At 64.6% G+C, this 21287-nt stretch carries 21 protein-coding genes; 4 read left to right on the forward strand and 17 right to left on the reverse strand.

The genetic code is table 11. The annotated features are described in order from the left end of the window. Positions 1-2: 2 nt before the first annotated feature. Entirely contained in the window at positions 3-1001 is a 999-nt protein-coding gene (locus AB0H22_RS08990; protein ID WP_358146377.1) for a nitronate monooxygenase, read from the reverse strand. Positions 1002-1056: 55 nt separating this feature from the next. Between AB0H22_RS08990 and AB0H22_RS08995 the strand changes: the two genes are divergently transcribed. Then, positions 1057-1821 (forward strand): DUF899 domain-containing protein, encoded by a 765-nt coding sequence (locus AB0H22_RS08995; RefSeq protein WP_358146379.1) that lies wholly within the window; start codon positions 1057-1059, stop codon positions 1819-1821. A 90-nt stretch (positions 1822-1911) separates the two neighbouring features. Here AB0H22_RS08995 and lepA read toward each other — a convergent pair whose 3' ends face one another. Further along, on the reverse strand, positions 1912-3765 hold the full coding sequence (gene lepA, locus AB0H22_RS09000) for a translation elongation factor 4 (RefSeq protein ID WP_358146694.1): 1854 nt from the start codon (positions 3763-3765) through the stop codon (positions 1912-1914). A gap of 101 nt (positions 3766-3866) precedes the next feature. Here lepA and AB0H22_RS09005 point away from each other — a divergent pair, with 101 nt between their 5' ends. Then, complete coding sequence (locus AB0H22_RS09005) at positions 3867-4454, forward strand: type II toxin-antitoxin system PemK/MazF family toxin (protein ID WP_358146382.1); 588 nt, start codon at positions 3867-3869, stop codon at positions 4452-4454. A gap of 22 nt (positions 4455-4476) precedes the next feature. Here AB0H22_RS09005 and AB0H22_RS09010 read toward each other — a convergent pair whose 3' ends face one another. From AB0H22_RS09010 to AB0H22_RS09025, 4 genes are all read right to left on the reverse strand, one after another. Further along, on the reverse strand, positions 4477-5124 hold the full coding sequence (locus tag AB0H22_RS09010) for a TetR/AcrR family transcriptional regulator (RefSeq protein ID WP_180751778.1): 648 nt from the start codon (positions 5122-5124) through the stop codon (positions 4477-4479). A 62-nt stretch (positions 5125-5186) separates the two neighbouring features. After that, positions 5187-6026 carry a transglutaminase family protein gene (locus tag AB0H22_RS09015; RefSeq protein ID WP_180751777.1) on the reverse strand — a complete coding sequence of 280 codons (840 nt, stop codon included), beginning with the start codon at positions 6024-6026 and terminating at the stop codon, positions 5187-5189. Beyond that, positions 6026-7003, reverse strand: a complete 978-nt coding sequence (locus AB0H22_RS09020; protein ID WP_180751776.1) for an alpha-E domain-containing protein — start codon at positions 7001-7003, stop codon at positions 6026-6028. The genes AB0H22_RS09015 and AB0H22_RS09020 overlap by 1 nt, the downstream gene beginning before the upstream one ends. After that, on the reverse strand, positions 7003-8658 hold the full coding sequence (locus tag AB0H22_RS09025; RefSeq protein ID WP_180751922.1) for a circularly permuted type 2 ATP-grasp protein: 1656 nt from the start codon (positions 8656-8658) through the stop codon (positions 7003-7005). Before AB0H22_RS09025 ends, AB0H22_RS09020 begins: the two co-directional genes overlap by 1 nt. A 242-nt stretch (positions 8659-8900) precedes the next feature. Here AB0H22_RS09025 and rpsT point away from each other — a divergent pair, with 242 nt between their 5' ends. After that, positions 8901-9161: a 30S ribosomal protein S20 gene (gene rpsT / locus AB0H22_RS09030; protein ID WP_180751775.1), complete on the forward strand. Its 261-nt coding sequence runs from the start codon at positions 8901-8903 to the stop codon at positions 9159-9161. 84 nt (positions 9162-9245) lie between these two features. Here rpsT and holA read toward each other — a convergent pair whose 3' ends face one another. Beyond that, positions 9246-10196, reverse strand: coding sequence for a DNA polymerase III subunit delta (gene holA / locus AB0H22_RS09035; RefSeq protein WP_180751774.1), 951 nt, complete (start codon positions 10194-10196; stop codon positions 9246-9248). Between the two features lie 134 nt (positions 10197-10330). Between holA and AB0H22_RS09040 the strand changes: the two genes are divergently transcribed. Beyond that, entirely contained in the window at positions 10331-11746 is a 1416-nt protein-coding gene (locus tag AB0H22_RS09040; RefSeq protein WP_358146386.1) for an FAD-dependent oxidoreductase, read from the forward strand. 92 nt (positions 11747-11838) lie between these two features. Here AB0H22_RS09040 and AB0H22_RS09045 read toward each other — a convergent pair whose 3' ends face one another. From AB0H22_RS09045 to AB0H22_RS09090, 10 genes are all read right to left on the reverse strand, one after another. Continuing rightward, complete coding sequence (locus AB0H22_RS09045; protein WP_358146696.1) at positions 11839-13356, reverse strand: ComEC/Rec2 family competence protein; 1518 nt, start codon at positions 13354-13356, stop codon at positions 11839-11841. A 14-nt stretch (positions 13357-13370) separates the two neighbouring features. Then, positions 13371-14171: a helix-hairpin-helix domain-containing protein gene (locus tag AB0H22_RS09050; RefSeq protein WP_180751772.1), complete on the reverse strand. Its 801-nt coding sequence runs from the start codon at positions 14169-14171 to the stop codon at positions 13371-13373. Positions 14172-14265: 94 nt separating this feature from the next. Continuing rightward, positions 14266-15102, reverse strand: a complete 837-nt coding sequence (locus AB0H22_RS09055; RefSeq protein ID WP_180751771.1) for a DegV family protein — start codon at positions 15100-15102, stop codon at positions 14266-14268. A gap of 3 nt (positions 15103-15105) precedes the next feature. Then, the gene (octT, locus tag AB0H22_RS09060) at positions 15106-15855 is read right to left on the reverse strand and encodes a diglucosylglycerate octanoyltransferase (RefSeq protein WP_358146389.1); all 750 of its coding nucleotides are present in this window, start codon (positions 15853-15855) and stop codon (positions 15106-15108) included. Further along, positions 15842-16507 carry a glucosyl-3-phosphoglycerate phosphatase gene (gpgP, locus tag AB0H22_RS09065; RefSeq protein WP_358146391.1) on the reverse strand — a complete coding sequence of 222 codons (666 nt, stop codon included), beginning with the start codon at positions 16505-16507 and terminating at the stop codon, positions 15842-15844. Before gpgP ends, octT begins: the two co-directional genes overlap by 14 nt. After that, on the reverse strand, positions 16504-16905 hold the full coding sequence (gene rsfS, locus AB0H22_RS09070; RefSeq protein ID WP_180751768.1) for a ribosome silencing factor: 402 nt from the start codon (positions 16903-16905) through the stop codon (positions 16504-16506). Before rsfS ends, gpgP begins: the two co-directional genes overlap by 4 nt. Further along, a complete protein-coding gene (nadD, locus tag AB0H22_RS09075) occupies positions 16902-17534 on the reverse strand; it encodes a nicotinate-nucleotide adenylyltransferase (protein WP_358146393.1) in 633 nt (210 codons plus the stop codon). The genes rsfS and nadD overlap by 4 nt, the downstream gene beginning before the upstream one ends. Positions 17535-17593: 59 nt before the next feature. Beyond that, positions 17594-19009, reverse strand: a complete 1416-nt coding sequence (locus AB0H22_RS09080; protein ID WP_358146395.1) for a VWA domain-containing protein — start codon at positions 19007-19009, stop codon at positions 17594-17596. Beyond that, positions 19009-19857 (reverse strand): MoxR family ATPase, encoded by an 849-nt coding sequence (locus tag AB0H22_RS09085; RefSeq protein ID WP_180751919.1) that lies wholly within the window; start codon positions 19855-19857, stop codon positions 19009-19011. The genes AB0H22_RS09080 and AB0H22_RS09085 overlap by 1 nt, the downstream gene beginning before the upstream one ends. A 38-nt stretch (positions 19858-19895) precedes the next feature. Next, entirely contained in the window at positions 19896-21242 is a 1347-nt protein-coding gene (locus tag AB0H22_RS09090; RefSeq protein ID WP_180751766.1) for a glutamate-5-semialdehyde dehydrogenase, read from the reverse strand. Between the last annotated feature and the right edge of the window lie 45 nt (positions 21243-21287).

Raw genomic sequence — 21287 nt, forward strand, 5'->3', positions numbered from 1 at the left:
GCCTACCCCCGAGCCGCATTCAGCTCGGCGGCCAGGGTGACCATCAGTTCCGCCACCGGCAATGCGCGGGCACGGTGATGTTGGGTCCCGGCCCACAGCGACATCACATCCGGGTCGCCGCTTGCCCGTAGCTCCTTGGTCGCCGAGTTCAGCGCCGGGAAACTCACCGGGGCAACCGATTCCATATCCCGCTGAAATGCATTGGAAATGCTGCGCGCCGGCCGACCGGAGAACACCCGTGTCACCACGGTTTCGGCGGGTTGCAGCAGAGCGTCTTTGTAAATCTGTTTGGCCCCCGACTCCTCAGTTACCACCAGTGCGGTACCCAGCTGGGCGGCCGCAGCCCCCGCGGCAAGCACCCGCGCGATATCGGCGCCGTCCATGATTCCGCCGGCGGCAACCAGCGGTAGTGCGGTCACCCCCCGCACGCTCGCAATAAGGTCCGCCAGCGGTTCCTCGGGGGCGCTGGCATCGAAACTGCTGCGGTGCCCACCGGCCTCCGGACCCTGCACGATCAGCGCATCCGCGCCGATACCCTCGGCGATCGTGGCCTCGACGGCACTGGTCACGGTGATCCACACCTCGGATCCGGCATCGCGCAGCCTGTGCGCATCCGCGGCCGAAGGCACCCCAAAGGTGAACGACACCACGGGCACCGGATTGGCGATCAGATATTCGATCTTGTCGGCATAGGCATCGTCATGCCACACCGGGTCACCCGGTGCGACCTCAAGTTTGTCGGCCCAGATCTTCAGCTTGTCCAGATACTCGCCGAGGTCCGCACCCAGATCCGGGGTGGGCACGAACACGTTGAAACCGAAGGGAAGCTCACCCAACGCCTCGCGGTCTTGCTCCAGCTGCGCAACGGTCCGATACCCGGCGGGCATCAGGCCGAAGCCGCCTGCCGCACTTACACCTCGCGCCAGCGCGGCGGTGGTGATTCCCCCTGCCATCGGGGCACCGACCACTGGAAGACGAAGCCCGGCAAGCACGGTACTCATAGACCTCAGCGTATCGACGCGATGAGTTTTCGAACCACAGTGGGTCGGTATGTATATGACAACTCCAACTGCCCACCCCAGCGTCGCGAGCCGCGAGGACTGGCTGGCGGCCCGGAAGAAGCTGCTTACCCGCGAGCGGGAGGCCACGCATCTGCGCGATGCCGTGAACGCCGAACGCCGACGACTCCCCATGGTCAAGGTCGAGAAGGACTATCTCTTCGAGGGTCCCGACGGGCCGGTGCGGCTCCTCGACATGTTCGAGGGACGACACACCCTGTACATCCATCACTTCATGTGGATCGACGAGATAGACCGCGGGTGTCCCAGCTGCACCGGGGCCGCCGAAATGACCTTCACCGAAAAGGACCGCAAGCTGTTGACCGACAAGGGCGTCACCTTCGCCTGCGTGTCCCGCGCACCGTATGCGAGCATCGCGCGCTACCGGGACGAGCACGGGTGGACGTTCCCGTGGTACTCGACCAACGACGGCGATTTCAGTTACGACTTTCACGTCACGCTCGACCCGACACGTGCTCCGATCCAGTACAACTACAAGTCGCTCGACGAGCTGCACGCCGACGGTTTCAGCGACGAGGACCTGCACGGTGATTGGCCGGGCGCCAGCATCTTCGTGCGTCGCGGTGATGAGGTGTTTCATACCTACTCGGCCTTCGCGCGCGGGCTGGACCATTCCGCGGTCGGGTATCCATTCCTGGATCTGACGCCGTATGGACGCCAGGAGCCGTGGGAGGACTCGCCCGCCGGCTGGCCGCAGGGTGGGGTCATCGTCGGCATGCCTAGTCAGGAGTGCGAGCACTGAGCCCGAGCGTGCGGATTCGGTCGGAATTCAGCGAGATCTCGACACCATCCGCACGCTCGACGGAACTACCGACCGGCGAACAGCCGACGGCTACTTCTTCGGCTTGTCCGCGGCCGACTCGGTGGAAAGCGCCGCCACGAAGGCCTCCTGCGGAACCTCGACCCGCCCGATGGTCTTCATGCGCTTCTTGCCCTCCTTCTGCTTCTCCAGCAGCTTGCGCTTACGGGTGATGTCACCGCCGTAGCACTTGGAGAGCACATCCTTGCGGATGGCCCGAATATTCTCGCGGGCAATAATTCTCGCCCCAATGGCGGCCTGTATCGGCACCTCGAACTGCTGGCGCGGGATGAGCTCCTTGAGCTTGCCGGTCATCTTGTTGCCGTAGGCCGCGGCGCTGTCCTTATGCACGATGGCGCTGAAGGCATCGACAGCCTCTCCCTGCAACAGGATGTCGACCTTGACCAGATCCGCCTCCTGCTCGCCGGCCTCCTCATAGTCGAGGCTGGCGTAGCCGCGGGTGCGCGACTTCAACAAGTCGAAGAAGTCGAAGATGATCTCGCCCATCGGCATGGTGTAACGCAGCTCGACCCGCTCCGGGGACAGGTAGTCCATGCCGCCGAGCTCGCCGCGCCGCGCCTGGCACAGCTCCATGATCGACCCGATGAACTCGCTCGGCGAGATGATGGTGGTCTTGACCACCGGCTCGTACACCGAGCGGATCTTGCCCTCGGGCCAGATGGACGGGTTGGTCACCTGCGTATCGGTCCCATCCTCGGTAACCAACCGGTACACCACGTTCGGTGCGGTCGAGATCAGCTCGAGGTCGAATTCACGCTCCAGCCGCTCGCGGGTGATCTCCATGTGCAGCAATCCCAGGAAGCCGCAACGAAATCCGAAGCCCAACGCCACCGAGGTCTCGGGCTCGTAGGTCAGCGCGGCGTCATTGAGCTGCAGCTTGTCCAGTGCCTCGCGCAGGTTCGGGTAGTCGGACCCGTCCATCGGGTACAGCCCGGAGTACACCATCGGCTTGGGTTCGCGATAGCCGGTGAGCGGCTCGGTCGCGCCCCTGCGCGCTGAGGTGACAGTGTCACCAACCTTGGATTGACGCACATCCTTCACCCCGGTGATCAGGTACCCCACCTCACCGACCCCTAGGCCCACAGAGGGTTTCGGGTCTGGCGAGACAATGCCCACCTCCAGCAGCTCATGGGTGGCGCCGGTCGACATCATTGCGATCTTCTCGCGAGGGGTGATCTTGCCGTCGACCACACGCACGTAGGTGACGACGCCGCGGTAGATGTCGTACACCGAGTCGAAGATCATCGCACGCGCCGGGCCATCCGAATTGCCTTGCGGCGCTGGGATCAACCGCACCACCTCGTCGAGCAGCGCCTCGACTCCCTCGCCGGTCTTACCGGAGACCCGCAGCACATCGGAGGGCTCGCAGCCGATGATGTGCGCGATCTCTTGCGCGTATCGGTCGGGGTCGGCGGCGGGTAAATCGATCTTGTTGAGGACCGGGATGATCGTCAGATTCTTGTCCAGCGCCAGGTACAGGTTGGCCAGCGTCTGCGCCTCGATACCCTGCGCGGCATCGACCAACAGCACCGCGCCCTCACACGCCTCCAGTGCGCGGGACACCTCATAGGTGAAGTCGACGTGCCCGGGTGTATCGATGAGATGTAGCACATACTCGGCGGAATCCGCTGCCGTGCTGATTTTCCAGGGCAGCCGAACGTTCTGCGCCTTGATCGTGATGCCACGCTCACGCTCGATGTCCATGCGATCCAGGTACTGGGCGCGCATGGACCGCGCATCGACCACACCGGTCAGCTGCAGCATCCGGTCAGCCAGCGTCGACTTCCCGTGGTCGATATGGGCGATGATGCAGAAGTTACGGATGCGCGCCGGGTCCGTGAACGTCGTGTCGGCAAAACTTGGCACCGCACCATGCTCCCATGCCAAGAGACCTGCTTCTTACACACGCGGGGGGCACCTCCCACTTGTGAGGGCCCCATCCCGCTACCGGTCAGTATGCTCGCACCATGGCGTCACAGTGGCAGACGCTCGGGCGGAGGCTCGGGAAGATCGCGGAAACAATCGTGTTCCGCGAAGGCCCGAAGGTGCTACGGCAACTACAGGGGTCGGAATTCGTCCAACGCGGACTCCAACGCGGCCTAGAGGCGATCGGCGTCGTAGACACCGAACAGCAGACCGCAATTCCCGGTCGGCCGGTAACCAACCGCAGTGTGCCCACGGCCCACCGGGCCCGTCGGATCGAATACCTGCCCGACCTGGACGGCCGCGCCGATCCCGGGGAGATCGTGTGGACATGGGTGGTCTACGAGGACGACCCCAGCCAGGGGAAGGACCGTCCCGTGCTCGTGGTGGGACGAGACGGCGCGATACTCCTCGGCTTGATGCTGTCGAGCCAGGACCGTCACGAGGCCGACCCGGATTGGGTGGCGCTCGGCAGCGGAAGCTGGGACTACGACGGCCGACCCAGCTGGGTACGACTCGACCGAGTGCTGGACGTCCCCGAAGAGGGAATCCGGCGCGAGGGCGCGATTCTGGACGTGCAGCGATTCAACATCGTCGCGGCACGTCTGCGCACACACTTCTCCTGGAGCTGAACGCTCAACGGATCAGTGCGCCTCAGTGTTCTACAGAGTTGTGCACCGGCGACGGCGTGAACATGGCCTGATCGACGAACTGGGCGGTGTACTCGGCCAGTTCCTCCCGCTCCAGACGCAGCCGTCCGTCGAGCCAGGCAAGTACGGTGCCTGCGACTCCCGCAGCCAGGGCTTCGGCCTGAACCGCGGTGTAGTTCGGATCGGCATCCGGGTCGAACTCGGCACGGGCGGCACCGAGCATCAACGCCATGTAGTGCGTCAACCGCATGCGACGACGAGTGAGCCGCTGACTACCCATCGCCTCGGTGGCTATCACCCGAGCGCGCCGCGGGTCGGCGGTCAAGGCCGTCACCGCACCCACAACGCCGGCGTGCACCTGTGAGCGTGAGTCCTTCTCGGCCGTGGCCATCGCCGAACCTGCCGTGGCGATGCTGTCCTCGATGATCCAGTCGAAGACGGCGACGAGCAGCTCGTCGAGGCCGTCGAAGCACTCGTAGAAGTAACGGGTGTTTAGTCCGGCTGTCTTGCAAATCTCCCGAACCGTTGTCGCTGCCCAGCCTGAGCTGGCCATAACCTCGAGCCCCGCCTCAAGGAGGCGTCGCCTCCGCTCCGCGCGGCGCTCGTCTGCCGTTCGTCCGCCGTATAGCCCGGTAGCTTGTTTGGTCACCATGGTCTACGCATTATTACTCTTCTTGCCAGACACCTGTGCAATAACCCGCAAATTCCAGCGCGTTAGGCGAGTCGTGTGATTTCGACCACGACATCCAAATCCGTCGAGCCGCCCCCCGAATAGATGCCTTTGAGTGGACTCACGTCGGAATAGTCTCGACCGATGCCTATGGTGACGTACTGCTCGTTGATCTCGCTGTCGTTGGTGGGGTCGTAGTCCCACCAACCGCCCGCCCATCCCTGGATCCAGGCATGGCTTTGTCCATCGACCGTCTCGCCCACCACCGCGTCGCGCTTGGGGTGCAGATAACCCGACACATAGCGTGCGGGGATGCCCATGCTGCGCAGCAGCACCAGTGTTAGGTGTGCGTAGTCCTGGCAGACGCCCTTGCGTTCGCGGAGCGCATCCAGCGCCGACGAGTGCACACCGGTGGTCCCGGGTACGTAGTCGAGCTCGGAGTGCACCCATTTCGACGCCGCGACAATGGCCTCGGCGGGAGTGACGTCCTTCGAGATCTTCTTGCCCACCGCCTGAACTCTCTTGCTGTGCGGGACATATGCGCTGGGCGACAAGTATTCGTTAAATCGGTCGATCACCGCCGTGGTGTGCACCTCATCCCAGTCCACAGACTCCTCGAGCTTTTCGACGAGATCGGTCTCCACCACCGACAGACCCGTCACCTCCAGCTCGGTATGCGGCGCATGCAGGTCGAATGTCGTGACTGCGGTACCCCAGTAGTCGACATACCGATACGAGCGCGTGGGCGGGACTGTCTCCACGCGGTTGAGGATGACGTTCTGCCGACCGTCGCTACGCGGCGTCAACCGTGCCTCGTTGTAGGAGGCGGTCACCGGCGTCTTGTAGGCATAACCGGTGGCGTGGACGATGCGCACGCGCCACATCAGAGCTCCCCCTCCTCGATGGGTTCCAGATCTTGATCGTTACCGGCATCGCTCCACGCCACCCATGGCGCGGCGTGGAAGTACTGCAGCGCTACCGCCTCACCGAGATCTCGGCAGGTTTGTTGCAATCCGGCCAGCCGCGTCGGCAGATCCTCCAGCAGCACACCGGGACGCATGAACTCCAGCTCGCTGCGGGCGCGGCCCAGTAACCGTTGCGCCTCGGCACGCGCACCGACTCGGCTGTGCGGTCGGTGATCCAGCTCGTCCAGGCTCAGCTCGGCCTGCCGCAACGAATGGAACACCGATCGGGGGAACAACCGATCCAGCAGCATGAACTCGACAACCCGATTGGCATCCAGCACCCCGCGGTAGGTGCGCAGGTAGGTGTCGTGTGCGCCCGCGCTGCGCAGCAGCGTCACCCAGGCCGGCGAGGAGGCCCGGTCGCCGACACGCGAAAGCAGCAGCCGCACAGTCATATCCACGCGCTCAATGGACCTACCGAGCACCAGGAATCGGTAACCGTCATCACGGCTCAAGGTGGAGTCGGCCAACCCCGCGAACTGGGCGGCACGCCCCTCCACATAGGTGAAGAACTCGTGCGGGCCGAGCCTGCGGGCCGCCCGCTCACGATCCGCCAGCGCGTTGTAGGTGGTGTTGAGACACTCCCACATCTCGGTAGAAGTCACTTCGCGTGCGCCGCGGGCATTCTCGCGGGCTTCAGAGATGGAGTCGACGATCGACCCGCCCTGCACTCCCCGGCTGAACGCAACAAGCTCGGTGAGTGACCACACATCGAGCTCGATGTCCGGCGCATCGATGCCCAGCACCCGCAGCAGCACCCGGGAGGCGTGGTCGGGGTCCACGCTGGCGTCCTCGAGCAGCTGATGCACCGTGATATCGAGGATGCGCGCGGTGTCATCGGCACGCTCGACGTACCGGCCGATCCAATAGAGCGACTCCGCGTTTCGCGCCAGCATTAGGACATCACCTGCTGCTGTTGTTGTTGCTGTTGCACCTGCAGCCCCGTGGTACCCGCCTCGGGCCCTTGTTCAACCTCCGTCGCCTGCGGCAGTTCGGGAACCACTTCAGCCCCCGAAAGCTCACGGTCGGCGACGGATGCCCGCGAGGCCAGCACCCAGGTGTCCTTGGAGCCGCCACCCTGGCTGGAGTTCACCACCAGCGACCCCTCCGGCAGCGCCACCCGGGTGAGGCCTCCAGGCAGCACCCACACGTCATCACCGTCGTTGACCGCGAACGGGCGCAGGTCCACGTGCCGGGGTACCAGTTGATCGCCGATCTTCGTGGGCACCGTGGACAGCTGGACCACCGGCTGTGCGACCCACCCGCGCGGATCGGCCCTGATCTTCTTGGCTATCGCGGCGCGTTCCTTCTCGGATGAATCCGGCCCGAACACGATGCCGTACCCGCCGGATCCCTCCACGGGCTTAATGACGAGCGCGTCGATGCGATCAAGCACTTCCTCGCGCTCCTCATCAAGCCAACATCGGTAGGTATCCACGTTCGCCACAATGGGTTTCTCTCCGAGGTAGTACTCGATGATCGTCGGCACATAGGTGTAAACGAGTTTGTCGTCCCCTACCCCATTGCCGACGGCGCTCGAAATGACGACGTTCCCGGCACGCGCGGCGTTGAGTAGCCCCGCGACGCCCAGCACCGAATCGGGCCGAAACTGCATGGGGTCCAGGTAGGTGTCGTCGATGCGGCGGTAGATGACATCCACCTGCAGCTCGCCTTCGGTGGTGCGCATGTAGACCTGGTTGTCGCGGCAGAACAGGTCTCGGCCTTCGACGAGCTCGACACCCATTTGGCGTGCCAGCAGCGAGTGTTCGAAGTACGCGGAGTTGGCCACACCCGGTGTGAGGACCACAACCGTCGGATCGGCCTCGTTGGTGGCCGCCGATTTGCGCAGGGCCCGCAGCAGATGCGAGGCGTAGTCGTCCACCGCGCGCACTCGGTGCGAGGTGAACAGGTCGGGGAACACGCGCGCCATGGTGCGGCGGTTCTCCATCACGTAGGACACACCGGACGGGGACCGCAGATTGTCCTCGAGCACCCGGAAGGTGCCCTGCGCATCGCGCACCAGGTCGATACCCGCGACATGGATGCGTACCCCGTTGGGCGGGTTGATCCCGACGGCCTCCCGGTGGAAGTGCTCACAGGAGGTGATCAAGGCACGTGGGATTACCCCGTCACGCAGGATCTCCTGGTCGCCGTAGATATCGGCGAGGTACATCTCGAGCGCCTTGACCCGCTGGGCGATACCCCGCTCCAGTCGCGACCACTCGGCGGCGGCGATGACTCGCGGCACCAGATCCAACGGAAACGGACGTTCCTGACCGGACAACGAGAAGGTGATGCCCTGATCGACGAATGCCCTGCCCAGCGCGTCGGCACGCGCGGCCAGGTCGGCGGCGTCGGTGGGCGCAAGCTCGGCGTAGATCCCCTTGTAGGGACCTCGCACGTTGCCCTCCGCGTCGAACATTTCGTCGAAGGCCTTGGAGTAGGCGCCCTTCTCCGACACCAGTGCGCGGTATCCGCCGAAGATCTGGTCATCGCGCCGGGTTAGCCGGGGAGATGACGCCGTGCGTGTCGGCCGCCCCGAGTTCGGCATCACTGTTCGCGGGCTCACCACAAACATGCTGCACCAATTCGGCGCATTCGGCAGGGCGAGCGCGCGTATCGGCGATACTTGCTGGCAACCTGGTGGTCATCAGACCGTTGGCGGCATCCCTGCGGTTTCAGGTTCCGCCGGTGGCCTGGTAGTCTCTTCCCTTGCGGCGCTGATCAGCTGCCCTGGATCCAACGATCTGGAGGCCCGCCGCCCAACTAGACGATTGACGAAGGAACTGACGCGTGGCCAATATCAAGTCGCAGGAAAAGCGCATCCTCACCAACGAGCGTGCTCGGTTGCGCAACCAGGCGACCAAGTCGTCCCTACGCACGGCCGTCCGCGGTTTCCGCGCGGCTGTCGCCGAGGGTGACAAGGACAAGGCGGGCGAACTGCTCGTGGCGACCAGCCGCAAGCTGGACAAGGCCGTCACCAAGGGCGTCATCCACAAGAACCAGGCCGCCAACAAGAAGTCGGCGCTGGCCCTGGCCCTGAACAAGCTCTGATTCTTTTCTTTCCGATCAACGCCGAGTGAGCGCTAACGCGCACACTCGGCGTTTTTTCGTGCCCTAAGGCTCATCCCCGGCGCATCACGTGTTCACCAATTCGGCCACCCGCCGCACCGCAGATTCCAGGGCGTAGTCGGCATCGGCTGCCGCACCCTTCACATCGGCGTTGAGCGCGGCCACCACTCGCATCGCCTCGGCCACCGCATCACGCGACCACCGGCGTGCCTGTTTCTGTGCCTTCTCGATACGCCAGGGTGGCATCCCCAGCTCGGATGCGGCCGCGTAGGCGTTCTGTTTGATAGGTCCCACCCGCGCGATGGTGTGTACCGCCTCGGCGAGCGCATCGGCCAACAACACATGCGGAACGCCCCGCTGCATCGCCCAGCGCAGCGCCTCCGTCGAACCGGCGACATCCCCCACCACCGCCTTGTCGGCGATATCGAATCCGGATACCTCCGCACGTCCGGAGTGGTAGCGGCGCACCGCGGCCTCGTCGACATTGCCGTCGGTATCGGATACCAATTGCGAACACGCGGCCGCCAATTCGCGGATATCGGAGCCGACGGCATCGATCACGATGGCGACCACATCGGCATCGACCTTCTGCCCGAGACGACGAAATTCCTTGTGGACGAAATCGGCCCGTTCGGCGGCCTTAGCGATACGCGCACAGTTGTGCACCCGGGCACCGAGGTTCTGCAGCGTGGTCGCCAATGCCTTCGCGCGGCCACCACCCGAATGCTGCACGAGCAGAAAGGTCCCCGGCGGCAGATCCGAGGCAGCCTGCTCGATGAGCACCACCGCGTCCTTACCCGCCTCGGCCGCGGCGTCGACGACGATGACCCTTTCGTCGGAGAACAGCGAGGGGCTCAGCAGTTCGGCCAGTTCCGCCACATCGATCAGGCCCGCACGCAGCCGGTTGACGGGGATATCAGCACCCGCCTTGCCTCGGACCGCATGGAGCACCGAGGTCACCGCACGCTCGACCAGTAGTTCTTCGTCTCCCAGGATCAGGTGCAGCGCTTCGGTCACCCGACGATCGTCCCACGTGGTGAAGACAGCTCGGCGCGCCCAGCCGCACAGGTCTCAGAGATGTAAATCTAAGGTTTTTCTAAGAAATTAAGAGAGTAGTAAGAGTAGGGTGCATCGAGACGAAAGGATCAGCGATGACACCTGAAAAGCGGGAACACAGAGATCACGCGGTAGTCCTCGGGGCTGGGATGGCCGGACTACTGGCAGCCAGGGTGCTGTCGGAGTCTTACGAATCGGTCACTGTGGTCGAGCGCGACGAATTGGGCGCGGGTGCCACCCCGCGCAACGGCGTGCGACAGGGTCAGCACATCCACATGTTCATGAGTTCAGGCACCGAGGCGCTGGAACAACTGTTCCCCGGAATTCTCGGAGAGCTCCGGGCGGACGGAGCCACGGTCTGCGATGAGGGCGACCTCTCGCGCGTCAGGATTCTGATCGGGCCACATGAGATGTTCAACCGATCAGACAAGTTCCGTGACCCAGAGACTTTCAAGCTCTATCTCACGACCCGCCCCTTTCTGGAATCTCATGTTCGACAACATGTTCGACTGATCGACAATGTCAGGTTCCTCGACGGACACGATGTCATCGAGCCGATGACCGAGGAGCACCGCGTCACCGGCGTTCGCGTAGCGCGGCGATCCACGAATCTGGTCACAACCCTCATCGCGGACCTGGTAGTCGACGCCACCGGACGGACTCCACGGACTCAAACCTTCTTGGATCGGCTCGGGTGCGAAAGGCCTGCCGAGGTCCGCATGGCATCGCCCGTAACGTACGCCAGTCAGCTCTTGCACGTTTCCGATGACATCGCCTTGGACAAGCTGACCTTCTTCAACCCGGCACCAGAACACCCGCATGGCGGAGCCATCGCCCGTTGCGAGAACGGCACCGTGATGATGACCCTTGGCAAGTTCAATATGGAGGAACCGCCCACCACCTTCCACGAAATGACTTCATTCGCAGAACAATTCGTTCCTCAAACACTATTGGACACCATCGGGTCCGCGGTACCGATAGGCGACGTGCACACCTTTCGGCATCGCGACGCTGTATGGCGGCGCTACGACCAGATGCAGGAATTCCCGGAGGGTCTGCTGGTGATCGGCGACGCGATCTGCAGTCTGGACCCCATCAAGGGCCAGGGGATGACGATGGCCATCGTCGAGGCGGTTGTGTTGCGGGACTGCCTCGACGAAGGTGATGCCGGGCTCGCCCACCGGTACTTCGGCGCCGTCGCCGAACGCATCGACGTGGTGTGGCAGCAGAACAAGATGGCAGCTCCCCTGTTCACCGCACCGCCCGCGAACGCCCGCCTCGGACAACGGGTCTCCTGGAGACTGACGACGTGGTGGGCGGGCAAGATGATGGCCGCGGCGCAGAACGACATTCGAATCACCGAAACGATCCTCCGCGTCAACCACCTGCACGACTCACCATCGCTGATGCGACGACCCGCATTCCTGCTCCGGGTTGCCGCTCATAGTTGGCGACGACACAAGGTAGCGGCGGAGGCACCTCGCCTCGAACTCGCCGTTTCCGCGGCATAGTCCGCGGTGCCCGACTACGAGCGACACGAACCTGGACGACCTCATCGAATGACCGGAACGGACCCAACATTGGCAAGTGGAAGCGTCGCCGTCTAGCTCACCAATCTTGCCGACACTATCAACGCGAGTACGCACAGCGCGCCGCACCACCCCACCCAGCGGAACCACCGTCGACGCCATAGCCACACCGAAATTCCAACCGTGACAGCGATAACGACGAAACCGATCGCGCCCGATGGCACCGGGATCGCGGTCGATCCGCCCGCAGACGAGTAGTCCGCGGCTCGCAGCAGCCACCACAGTTCCGGGCCGCAGAACCTCACGAGGAGACCCGCGGCCACCGGGGAGATGACGGCAAGCCCCGCTGCCGCGGTGCCGAGGATGGTAATCGGCGCGATGACCAGTCCCGCAACCAAATTGGCGGCAACGGACGCCACACTGACGCTCCCTGAGATCGCGGCGATCAGCGGCGCGGTCACCAACTGGGCTGCCACGGCAATGCATAACGCGTCAGCGACCGGCTTGGGCCAGCCCCGCGAGGTCAGGCGCGCCGACCACCGCGGTGCCAACACCACCAGCGCCGCGGTGGCAACCACGGACAGCGCAAAACCGATATCAACGGCAAGACCTGGTGACACTGCCAGCAGCACCAAAATCGTTGCCGCCAAGGCAGGTACGGCTTGTCGGCGACGCGCGGTCAGCACGCCAAGCAGGCCGATCGCACCCATCACCGCAGCTCTCAGCACGCTCGGGGAAGGTCTGACGAGGATGACGAAGCCGACGAGAACCAGCGCCGCCAACACCACCGCGGCCCGCGGCCCGATCAGCCGCCCCAGCAGCAGCACCGCCCCACACACGATCGACACGTTGGCTCCCGACACCGCCATCAGGTGAGCGAGCCCCGATGTCCGAAACATCCCGATGGTGCCCGCATCGAGCGCACTGGTGTCGCCGAGGACCAGCGCCGGCAACAGCGCGGCCTGATCAGCGGGCAGCACACTTCGCGCAATATCGACAAATCGATCACGAATGCTGTTGGCCGTGCCATGAATTGGCGAGCCACCGATCACCCGGGGGTCTCCGGTCGCCGCTAGTGTGGCGACAGTCAGATCATGCCGTCGGGAGCGCGTGACCGCCGCGCGCAACTGAAACGTGTCACCGACGGCGACCGCGCTGAGTAACGACGATGACCCGAAGACCACCACCGGGCCGGCGCTCGGCTGCGCCGGCTCGCCCATCGAGACGAGATCTGCGCGCACCATCGCGCGGCCACCGGTGATGGTCCGCGGGTCGTCGGTCACCCGTAGATGCACCGTAACGACTTTTCCAACAAGGGATCCCAATGGGTGATTTTGCACCCCGTGGTATCTCATCGCCGCTGCCACCGAGAATCCAATACCGGCAATGAGGACCGCTAGCGCCATGGTGACCAGGCCCTTGGCCAGCCGCCCGCGAAGCAGCCGCACCGCAAGTACTCCGCTCCCTAGCACTGTTGCGGTGACATAGCCGACCGGCCACAGGATTCCCGCGGCGGTCGCCGCCCAGGCGGCGAGCGCGGGCGGCACCAGTCGCAGATCCAGGAGAGGCTCGTCGGCGCCGGCCGAATGCACGGAGCGGGCACGCGTCACAGCACGACAAAAGCTCGCAGCTTATCCAGCCGCGCGGGACCGATTCCGTCCACCTCCGACAGCTGGTCGATGCTGGTGAACTTCCCATGTTCGGATCGCCACCGCACTATTGACGCCGCCATAACCGGCCCCACACCGGGTAGCGCATCGAGCTCGGATTCTATTGCGGTGTTGAGGTTTACCCGACCCGACTGAACCGTCTCCTTGGGGGCGGGACTACCGGTCGACGCCAGCCCGGCAGCGATAATCGAGCTCGCCATCCCGACCGGCTGTCCCGGCGCCGGAGCCAGACCGACCACTATCTGATCGCCATCGACCACCGGTCGAGCCATGTTCAGCGTGACCACATCGGCGCCGTCCGCGGCTCCCCCGGCCGCGGTCACCGCGTCGGCGACGCGGGCGCCACCGGACAATGTGACCAGCCCGGGCCGCTTGACCAGTCCGACCACACTGATGACCAGTGAACTTGGCGCGGATACCGAGCTCGACGAAGCAGGTTGCACCGGAGGGAGGTTCGCACTCACCGGAGGCGGCGGCTGACGCATCACCGTGAAGACAGTGACCAGTACCGCCAACACACCGACCGCACCCAGCGCGACTATGCCGGCACGACCAGGATCGGTGCGGATGGACTCCAGCCAGCCGCGCGCACCGCCCGTCGTCAGTGAATCCGGGAGCCAGCGCAACGCCGATTCCGACTCCAACCCAGCCGTCGTCCCCACGACGTCATCATCATCATCGTCATCAAGCTCGCGACCGGCCGGAGCCAGGCGTCGGTGCAGCAGCTCGGATTCCATGTCTCGACGCTAGAAAGCATCGGACCGTCCCACCAGCGGACGAACGGAAACTGTGGATCAATTCTGATCTGTGGAGAACCGCGGACGCCGTACGTCAGTCCACGGGCTCGGCACATACCCCGACGGCACCGGGACCCACATGCACCGCCAGCACCGGACCCATCTCCGAGATCACCGGATCATGAGCGGTGATCAACCGGGAACACACCAGCTCGTTCACCTTCTCGGCAGTTTCGGCGTTATCGACGTGATGGATGGTCACCGAGACACGACGCTCACCCACGAATTCAACAATGTTGTCGACCATCGCCCCGATTGCCTTGGTGGCGGTACGAACACGCTGCGCGAGAACAAGTTTGCCATCATCGTCGATCTGTAGCACTGGCTTGAGGGCCAATGCGGTGCCGAGCCAGGACGAGGTTGCACTGATTCGTCCGCTGCGCCGCAGATGGTCCAGCTTGTGTACCACCATGACACATCGACTGCGCCCCACCGCATCCCGTGCGGCCTGGTACGCCGCACCCAGATCGGCGCCGGCGGCCGCGGCCCGTGCCGCGGCCAGCGCGACGAAACCACTGCCCATCGCCGCCGACCGCGAATCAATCACTCGTATCTGCTCACCGCATTCGCGGGCCGCCTGCTCGGCGGCCTCGAATGTGCTCGACAACCGTCCCGACAGATGCACCGCGACCACACCGTCGCCGCAGCTGTCGATGAGGGCCCGTTGGTAAGCCTCGGCCAGCTCGGCAGGCGACGCGCCTGCGGTGGTGGCGCGACCCTTCTCATACACCGAAGCAGGAATGGGATCCACGCCATCGCGCAGATCCAGATCGCCGGTCAGCACGTGCAATGGCACCAGTCGGATGCCCAGCATCTCGACGTCTTGCGGTTGCAGTCGCGCCCCTGAATCCGTCACCACTACAACCGGCATAGATCACCGAACCTTGAGCTCGGGCAGCACGGTCTGCAGTGCGTTGATCATCAATTCGGCAACGCGTTCATGTGCGACAAAGTTCCAGTGGATCCCGTCCGGATTTCCCCGGCCCGAGAAGATCTCCTCGCCGACGGCTTCCTTCAGGTCCACCACGGGCATCTTGTGTTCGGACGCCCATGCCTCGATGGCCGACGCGGTCGCCTCCCTGCCGGAGTGCACGCGACCGTACGACTCGGCGATGTGAACCGATGGCAACGAGGCGATCATGGGAAGCCCTGGACGGTTGAAATCCAGTGCACCACGAGTCTTTTCGAGGTATTCCACGGTGAGTTTGGGCGGCAGCGCGACCCGAGCAATGGGGGAAAGCCGGGGCTGCAGCCAGCCGTACCCGTCGCGGATCCAGCTCCGCAATCTGGGCGGACGGATCAGCCTGATCGACTCCCGCAATGCCGTCGGCAGCGGCGACGGCAGGGAGTCCATCCCGCTGGTCGCGAAGATGACCGCCCCTGTGCGTGGTACCGCCGCCCATGCCCGCGGGTCCTGGATGGCCGCCCACCAGACGTCCCTGCAGGTCCAGCCAATTCGCGCGATCAGCTCGACATCCCAACCGAGGTGCTGACCGACGATATTGGGCCATATCCTGGGATCGTCGGCAGGTAGGCCGCCGGTGGGGCCGTAGTACGACAGCGAGTCGGCGAATATCAGGAGCGTCTTGCGTTCGGTGTCGTCGGTCCGATCAGAGGACGTCATTGGTTACCTGCGCTGAGGCGTTCCACACGTCCAGACGCCACCGGATGTCCTCGAACCCGGCATCCGGCGCCGAATGTCCGCCCAGCTGAACCCAGCTCGCATTGCCCATCCCGCCGAGCACCGGCCAATTGCTCACGTCCAACCGAAGCAGTGCCGCGGTGAGTGCCGCAATCAGACCTCCGTGCGCAACGAGAACCACCGGATGATCGCGCTCATCGGTTCCCCATTCCTTCACCGTGTCAACGAGTTCCGCGACGAGGGGCTTACTGCGGTTCGCCACGTCTATGCGGCTCTCTCCCCCATGTGGCGCCAGCGTTGCGTCATCGCGCCACGCGGCCCGGGCACCGGGAGCGATGGCATCGACCTCATGATGTGTCAGGCCCTGCCAATCGCCGAGATGTGTTTCCCGGAGGCGTTCGTCGACGGACACCTGGACATGGCAGCGCTCTTCCAGCGCTGTTGCGGTGTCGTACGCCCGCTGCAGATCCGAGGACACGATGGTCAGGGGCTGCCGTTTGGCCAACACCTCGGCGGCGGCAATGGCCTGCGCCCGGCCCAGATCCGACAATCCGGTATCCAGCTGTCCCTGCATCCGGCTATCGGCGTTGAAGGTCGTCTGCCCGTGCCGCAGCAGCACCAACCGCCGAATCACGCGTCTTCCTCAGCATCGGACGGGCCGTCCACCGGCAGCGCATCCAGGTCAACCGGGATGGTCGGACAGTCACGCCAAAGACGCTCCAGCGCGTAATAATTACGCTCTTCTTCGTGCTGAACATGCACGACGACGTCCACGAAATCCAGAAGCGTCCAACGGCCCTCGCGGCCGCCCTCCCGCCGTACCGGCTTGTGACCGGCCCGGCGCAACTTCTCCTCGACCTCATCGACGATCGCGTTCACCTGGCGCTCATTGGCCGCCGAGGCGATGACGAAGCAGTCGGTGATGACCAACTGCTCGGAGACGTCGATGATGACGACATCGGTGGCAAGCTTGGAAGCGGCGGCCTGGGCGGCCAGCGACGCCAGCTCGATGGCGTCTGGGGCGGCGGTCATGCGGGGTCTCCTCGATTTTCGCTGTAGAGCTGGTGCTTGGCGACGTACTGCACCACCCCGTCGGGTACCAGGTACCAGATGGGCCGCGATTGGCCCATCCGTACCCGGCAGTCGGTCGACGAGATGGCGAGCGCCGGCACCTCGACAAGTGTGAGCCCGTCCGGCGGCAGCTCGGCATGGGCGATGTGATCGGAACTCAGTTCGTACCCGGGTCGGCTCACTCCGATGAACTTGGCCAGGGTGAAGAGCTGTTCCCAGTTCTCCCACGACAGGATCGATGCCAGCGCATCCGCACCGGTGATGAAGTACAGGTCGGCATCGGGATGCGCATCACGCAGATCCGTGAGGGTGTCGGCGGTGTAGGTGGCCCCGCCGCGGTCGATATCTGCCCGGCTGACGGTGAACCGCGGATTTGACGCGGTGGCGATGACGGTCATCAGATATCTGTGCTCGGCGGCGCTGACATTGCGTCGCTGCTTCTGCCATGGCTGGCCCGTCGGCACGAAGATGACCTCGTCGAGCCCAAACCGGTCGGCGACCTCACTGGCGGCGACCAAGTGACCGTTGTGGATCGGGTCGAAGGTTCCGCCCATTACCCCAAGTCGTCGTCGGGCCGATGAGCCGCTCACGCGCAGAGGAGACGGGTCGGATGGCACGAATGGCCAGCTTACTGGAGTGATGGTCGGCGTTAGACCGGTAGCAGGTTGTCGATCACCGCAGCCAGCTGCTTAGCCGATCGGCATTCATGCATGGTGATGGCGTCCTGGTACCGAGTGGCGGCCGAATCACCCGTTCCCCAGTGGTTCTTCGGCTCGGGATTGAGCCAATGTGCGTGGCGGCTGGAGGACACCATGGATCGCAGGGTGTCGAGCTCGGGACTCCGGTAGTTGGTGCGCCCATCGCCAAGGATGAGCAGTGAGCTGCGCGGGGACAGTGCCGTCGGAAAATTCTGGACAAACGTCTTGAAGGCGTGCCCGTAGTCGCTGTGCCCGTCGCCGGTGAACACCTGCGCCTCCCGGGTAATCCGCACGATGGCCTCAGCCAGATCGGTATTTGGCGTGAAAAGGTGAGTCACCTCGTCCGTGGTGTCGATAAAGGCAAAAACGCGAACCCTCGAAAACTGCTGACGGAGCGCGTCCACCAGCAGCAGGGTGAAATGCGAGAACCCTGCTACCGATCCCGACACATCGCACAGCACCACCAGCTCGGGGCGGGCCGGGCGCGGCTTCTTCTGCACGACGTCGATCGGCACGCCACCGGTAGACATCGACTTGCGCAGGGTGCGACGCAGATCGATCTGGCCGGTATGCGCACGCCGACGCCGGGCCGCCAATCGGCTGGCCAGCATCCGCGCCAACGGCTGCACCACCCGGCGCATATTGCGCAGTTGCTCCCCCGAGGCGCGGAGAAACTCCACGTTCTCGGCGAGCTGCGGCACCCCGTAGGCGGTGACCCGTTCCCGCCCCAGCTGTTCGGCAGTGCGGCGCTTGGTCTCCGCCTCCACGAGCTGACGCACCTTTGAGATGCGCTGTTTGGCAACAGCTTTCGCGACCGCCTGGTCCGTTGGTGACGCATCGTCGCCACTGCCGAGCAGGCCCATCAGCAGCTTGGCCTCGATCTGGTCCAGCGACAGCGACTTCATGGCCTGGTACGCCGAGTACGAGGTGCCCCGTGTCGAGTTGTACTTGCCGTAGGCCTCCACGATCTGGGCAATCAAGGAGTTGAGCGGAACGTCCCCCGCGTCGGCAGCCAACAGGTCCACCAGCTGATCACGCACTTGCTCGATATCGTCAATATCGAGCGGCTCACCCTCTGAAACGTCCACGGACCGCGCGCCCAGCGCGAGTGGGAACCACAGGTCGAACAACACATCGAATGTCGGCCGGTGATCGGCGCGGCGCAACACCGCACAGGCCAGGCCTTCGCGCAGCTCGGTGCGGCTTTGCAGCCCCAGCACCATCATCACCCGGCCCGCGTCCACCGTCTCCGACGGGCCCACCGAGATCCCTTGTTCACGTAGCGCTTCCACGAAGCCCACCAGATGACCAGGCAGCCCGTGCGGTGCCAGGGGCAGCACCGCCTTGGGAGGCTTACGCGCGGGCATTAGTTCAGCCTCAACTCTCCTGCGGCGCGCTGCTGATCGGAGTGGTGTTTGAGAATCACTCCGAGGGTGGACGCGATCACCGCGTCGTCCAGGGTGTCCAGGCCGAGCGCCAGAATGGTGCGCCCCCAGTCGATGGTCTCGGCCACCGACGGGACCTTCTTGAGCTGCATATTGCGCAGTACGCCGATGATGCGCACCAGCTCCTCGGCCAGCGCGGCGGGCAGCTCCGGCACCCGCTTGAGCAGGATGCGTCGCTCCAGCTCGGCATCGGGGAAATCGATGTGCAAGAACAAGCAGCGCCGCTTGAGCGCCTCGGACAGCTCGCGGGTGGCGTTGGAGGTCAAGAGGACGAAGGGCTTCCGGCTGGCCTGGATGGTGCCCAGTTCGGGCACGGTGACCGCGAAATCGCTGAGTACCTCCAGCAGCAAGCCCTCGATCTCAATATCGGCCTTATCGGTCTCGTCGATGAGCAGAACCGTGGGGTCCTCGCGGCGGATCGCGGTGAGCAGCGGCCTCGACAACAGGAATTCCTCGGTGAAGACGTCGGTCTTGGTTTCGTCCCAGTCGCCGGACCCGGCCTGGATACGCAAGATCTGCTTGGCGTGGTTCCACTCGTAGAGTGCGCGCGCCTCGTCGACGCCCTCGTAGCACTGCAGACGCACCAGGCCCGAGCCAGTGGTTTGCGCTACCGCCCTGGCCAATTCGGTCTTACCGACACCCGCGGGCCCCTCCACCAGCAGCGGCTTGCCCAGCCGGTCGGCAAGGAATACCGCTGTCGCCGTGGCGGTGTCAGCGAGATATCCGGTCTCGGCCAGCCGGGCGATGACGTCGTCGATGCTCGTGAACATCGGCGCGGTCTCGGTTCGATCCACTCGTTCTCCAGGTGTTAGGCGGGACGGATCTGACCGTCTCCGAAGACGATCCACTTGGTTGTGGTCAGTTCGGGCAGCCCCATCGGGCCGCGGGCGTGCAGCTTCTGTGTCGAGATGCCGATCTCGGCGCCGAAGCCGAACTGCTCGCCATCGGTGAACGCCGTAGAGGCGTTGACCATCACGGCTGCGCTGTCGACGCGATCGGTGAATTCCTGGGCCGCACCGAGATTCGCGGTGACGATGGCATCGGTGTGACCGCTGGAGTACTGCTCGATGTGGCGAACCGCGGCGTCGAGGTCGTCCACGACGGCGGCCGCGATATCCAACGATAGGTATTCGGTACCGAAGTCCTCTTCCGTCGCCGGAACGACGCCCGGTACCGCTAGATCGCCGTGCACGGTGACCCCGGCCGCCTGCAGCGCGCCAATCAACCTGGGCACCGCCGTCTCCGCGATATCCCGGTCTATGAGCAGCGTCTCTGCCGCGTTGCACACACTGGGCCGACGGGTCTTGGAGTTCAACAGGATCCGCTCGGCCAGATCGAGGTCGGCATCGGCATGCACGTACACGTGGCAGTTACCGACCCCGGTTTCGATGGTGGGCACCTGCGCATCGCGGACCACGGCATCGATCAGGCCGGCTCCACCGCGCGGAATGACCACGTCCACCAGACCGCGCGCCTGGATGAGATGGATTACGGTCGCCCGGTCCTGGCTGTCCAGCAGCTGGACGGTGTCGGCGGGCAGCCCGCCGGCGACCAGCGATTCACGCAGCACCCGGACGAGTTCGGTATTGGAGGTTGCGGCCGAGGAGCTACCCCGAAGCAGCACCGCGTTTCCCGACTTGAGGGTCAATCCGAAGGCGTCGACCGTGACGTTCGGTCGCCCCTCGTACACCATGCCGACGACCCCGAGCGGCACCCTGATCTGGCGTAGTCGCAGTCCGTTGGGTCGCGTGGAGCCGCGCAGTATCTCGCCGACCGGGTCGGGCAGACCTGCGACCTGACGCAACCCGGCAGCAATACCGCCAATCCGGCCTGCGTCGAGGGCCAGGCGATCGAGCATGGCGTCACCGATACCGGCAGTCCGTGCGCGCTGCAGGTCATCGGCATTGGCCGCAATGATGGAATCGGTGGCGGCGATGAGGGCATCGGCGGCCGCGAGCAGCGCAGTGTTCTTGGTGTCGGCAGTCAGCCGGGCCAGATCGCGGGCCGCGACACGTGCTCGACGGGCTGCAGCATGAACGTCCGCACGCAGATCGGATGTCGCCGACACTGCGACTCCAGGCTCCGGAGGGGCGCCTGAGACGCCCGCTGCGGGCTGGGCAGATCCGCGGGCCAACTCGTTGGTTGAAACGCTCATCGTGTCAGGGTATCCGGGTGCCCGAAATGTAGCTTCGCCAGTACT

It is taken from the genome of Mycobacterium sp. NPDC050853 (assembly GCF_040653875.1).
Lineage (GTDB): Bacteria > Actinomycetota > Actinomycetes > Mycobacteriales > Mycobacteriaceae > Mycobacterium.

Excerpts from the sequence above, each read along its gene's own strand:
- AB0H22_RS09080 (WP_358146395.1), bottom strand. The coding sequence starts at position 19,009 with ATGCCCGCGCGTAAGCCTCCCAAGGCGGTGCTGCCCCTGGCACCGCAC.
- AB0H22_RS09085 (WP_180751919.1), bottom strand. The coding sequence starts at position 19,857 with ATGTTCACGAGCATCGACGACGTCATCGCCCGGCTGGCCGAGACCGGA.
- octT (WP_358146389.1), bottom strand. The coding sequence starts at position 15,855 with ATGACGTCCTCTGATCGGACCGACGACACCGAACGCAAGACGCTCCTG.
- AB0H22_RS09015 (WP_180751777.1), bottom strand. The coding sequence starts at position 6,026 with ATGTGGCGCGTGCGCATCGTCCACGCCACCGGTTATGCCTACAAGACG.
- rsfS (WP_180751768.1), bottom strand. The coding sequence starts at position 16,905 with ATGACCGCCGCCCCAGACGCCATCGAGCTGGCGTCGCTGGCCGCCCAG.
- AB0H22_RS09040 (WP_358146386.1), top strand. The coding sequence starts at position 10,331 with ATGACACCTGAAAAGCGGGAACACAGAGATCACGCGGTAGTCCTCGGG.
- AB0H22_RS09020 (WP_180751776.1), bottom strand. The coding sequence starts at position 7,003 with ATGCTGGCGCGAAACGCGGAGTCGCTCTATTGGATCGGCCGGTACGTC.
- AB0H22_RS09005 (WP_358146382.1), top strand. The coding sequence starts at position 3,867 with ATGGCGTCACAGTGGCAGACGCTCGGGCGGAGGCTCGGGAAGATCGCG.
- AB0H22_RS09050 (WP_180751772.1), bottom strand. The coding sequence starts at position 14,171 with ATGGAATCCGAGCTGCTGCACCGACGCCTGGCTCCGGCCGGTCGCGAG.
- AB0H22_RS09010 (WP_180751778.1), bottom strand. The coding sequence starts at position 5,124 with ATGGTGACCAAACAAGCTACCGGGCTATACGGCGGACGAACGGCAGAC.
- AB0H22_RS08995 (WP_358146379.1), top strand. The coding sequence starts at position 1,057 with ATGACAACTCCAACTGCCCACCCCAGCGTCGCGAGCCGCGAGGACTGG.
- AB0H22_RS09055 (WP_180751771.1), bottom strand. The coding sequence starts at position 15,102 with ATGCCGGTTGTAGTGGTGACGGATTCAGGGGCGCGACTGCAACCGCAA.
- AB0H22_RS08990 (WP_358146377.1), bottom strand. The coding sequence starts at position 1,001 with ATGAGTACCGTGCTTGCCGGGCTTCGTCTTCCAGTGGTCGGTGCCCCG.
- AB0H22_RS09025 (WP_180751922.1), bottom strand. The coding sequence starts at position 8,658 with ATGCCGAACTCGGGGCGGCCGACACGCACGGCGTCATCTCCCCGGCTA.
- AB0H22_RS09090 (WP_180751766.1), bottom strand. The coding sequence starts at position 21,242 with ATGAGCGTTTCAACCAACGAGTTGGCCCGCGGATCTGCCCAGCCCGCA.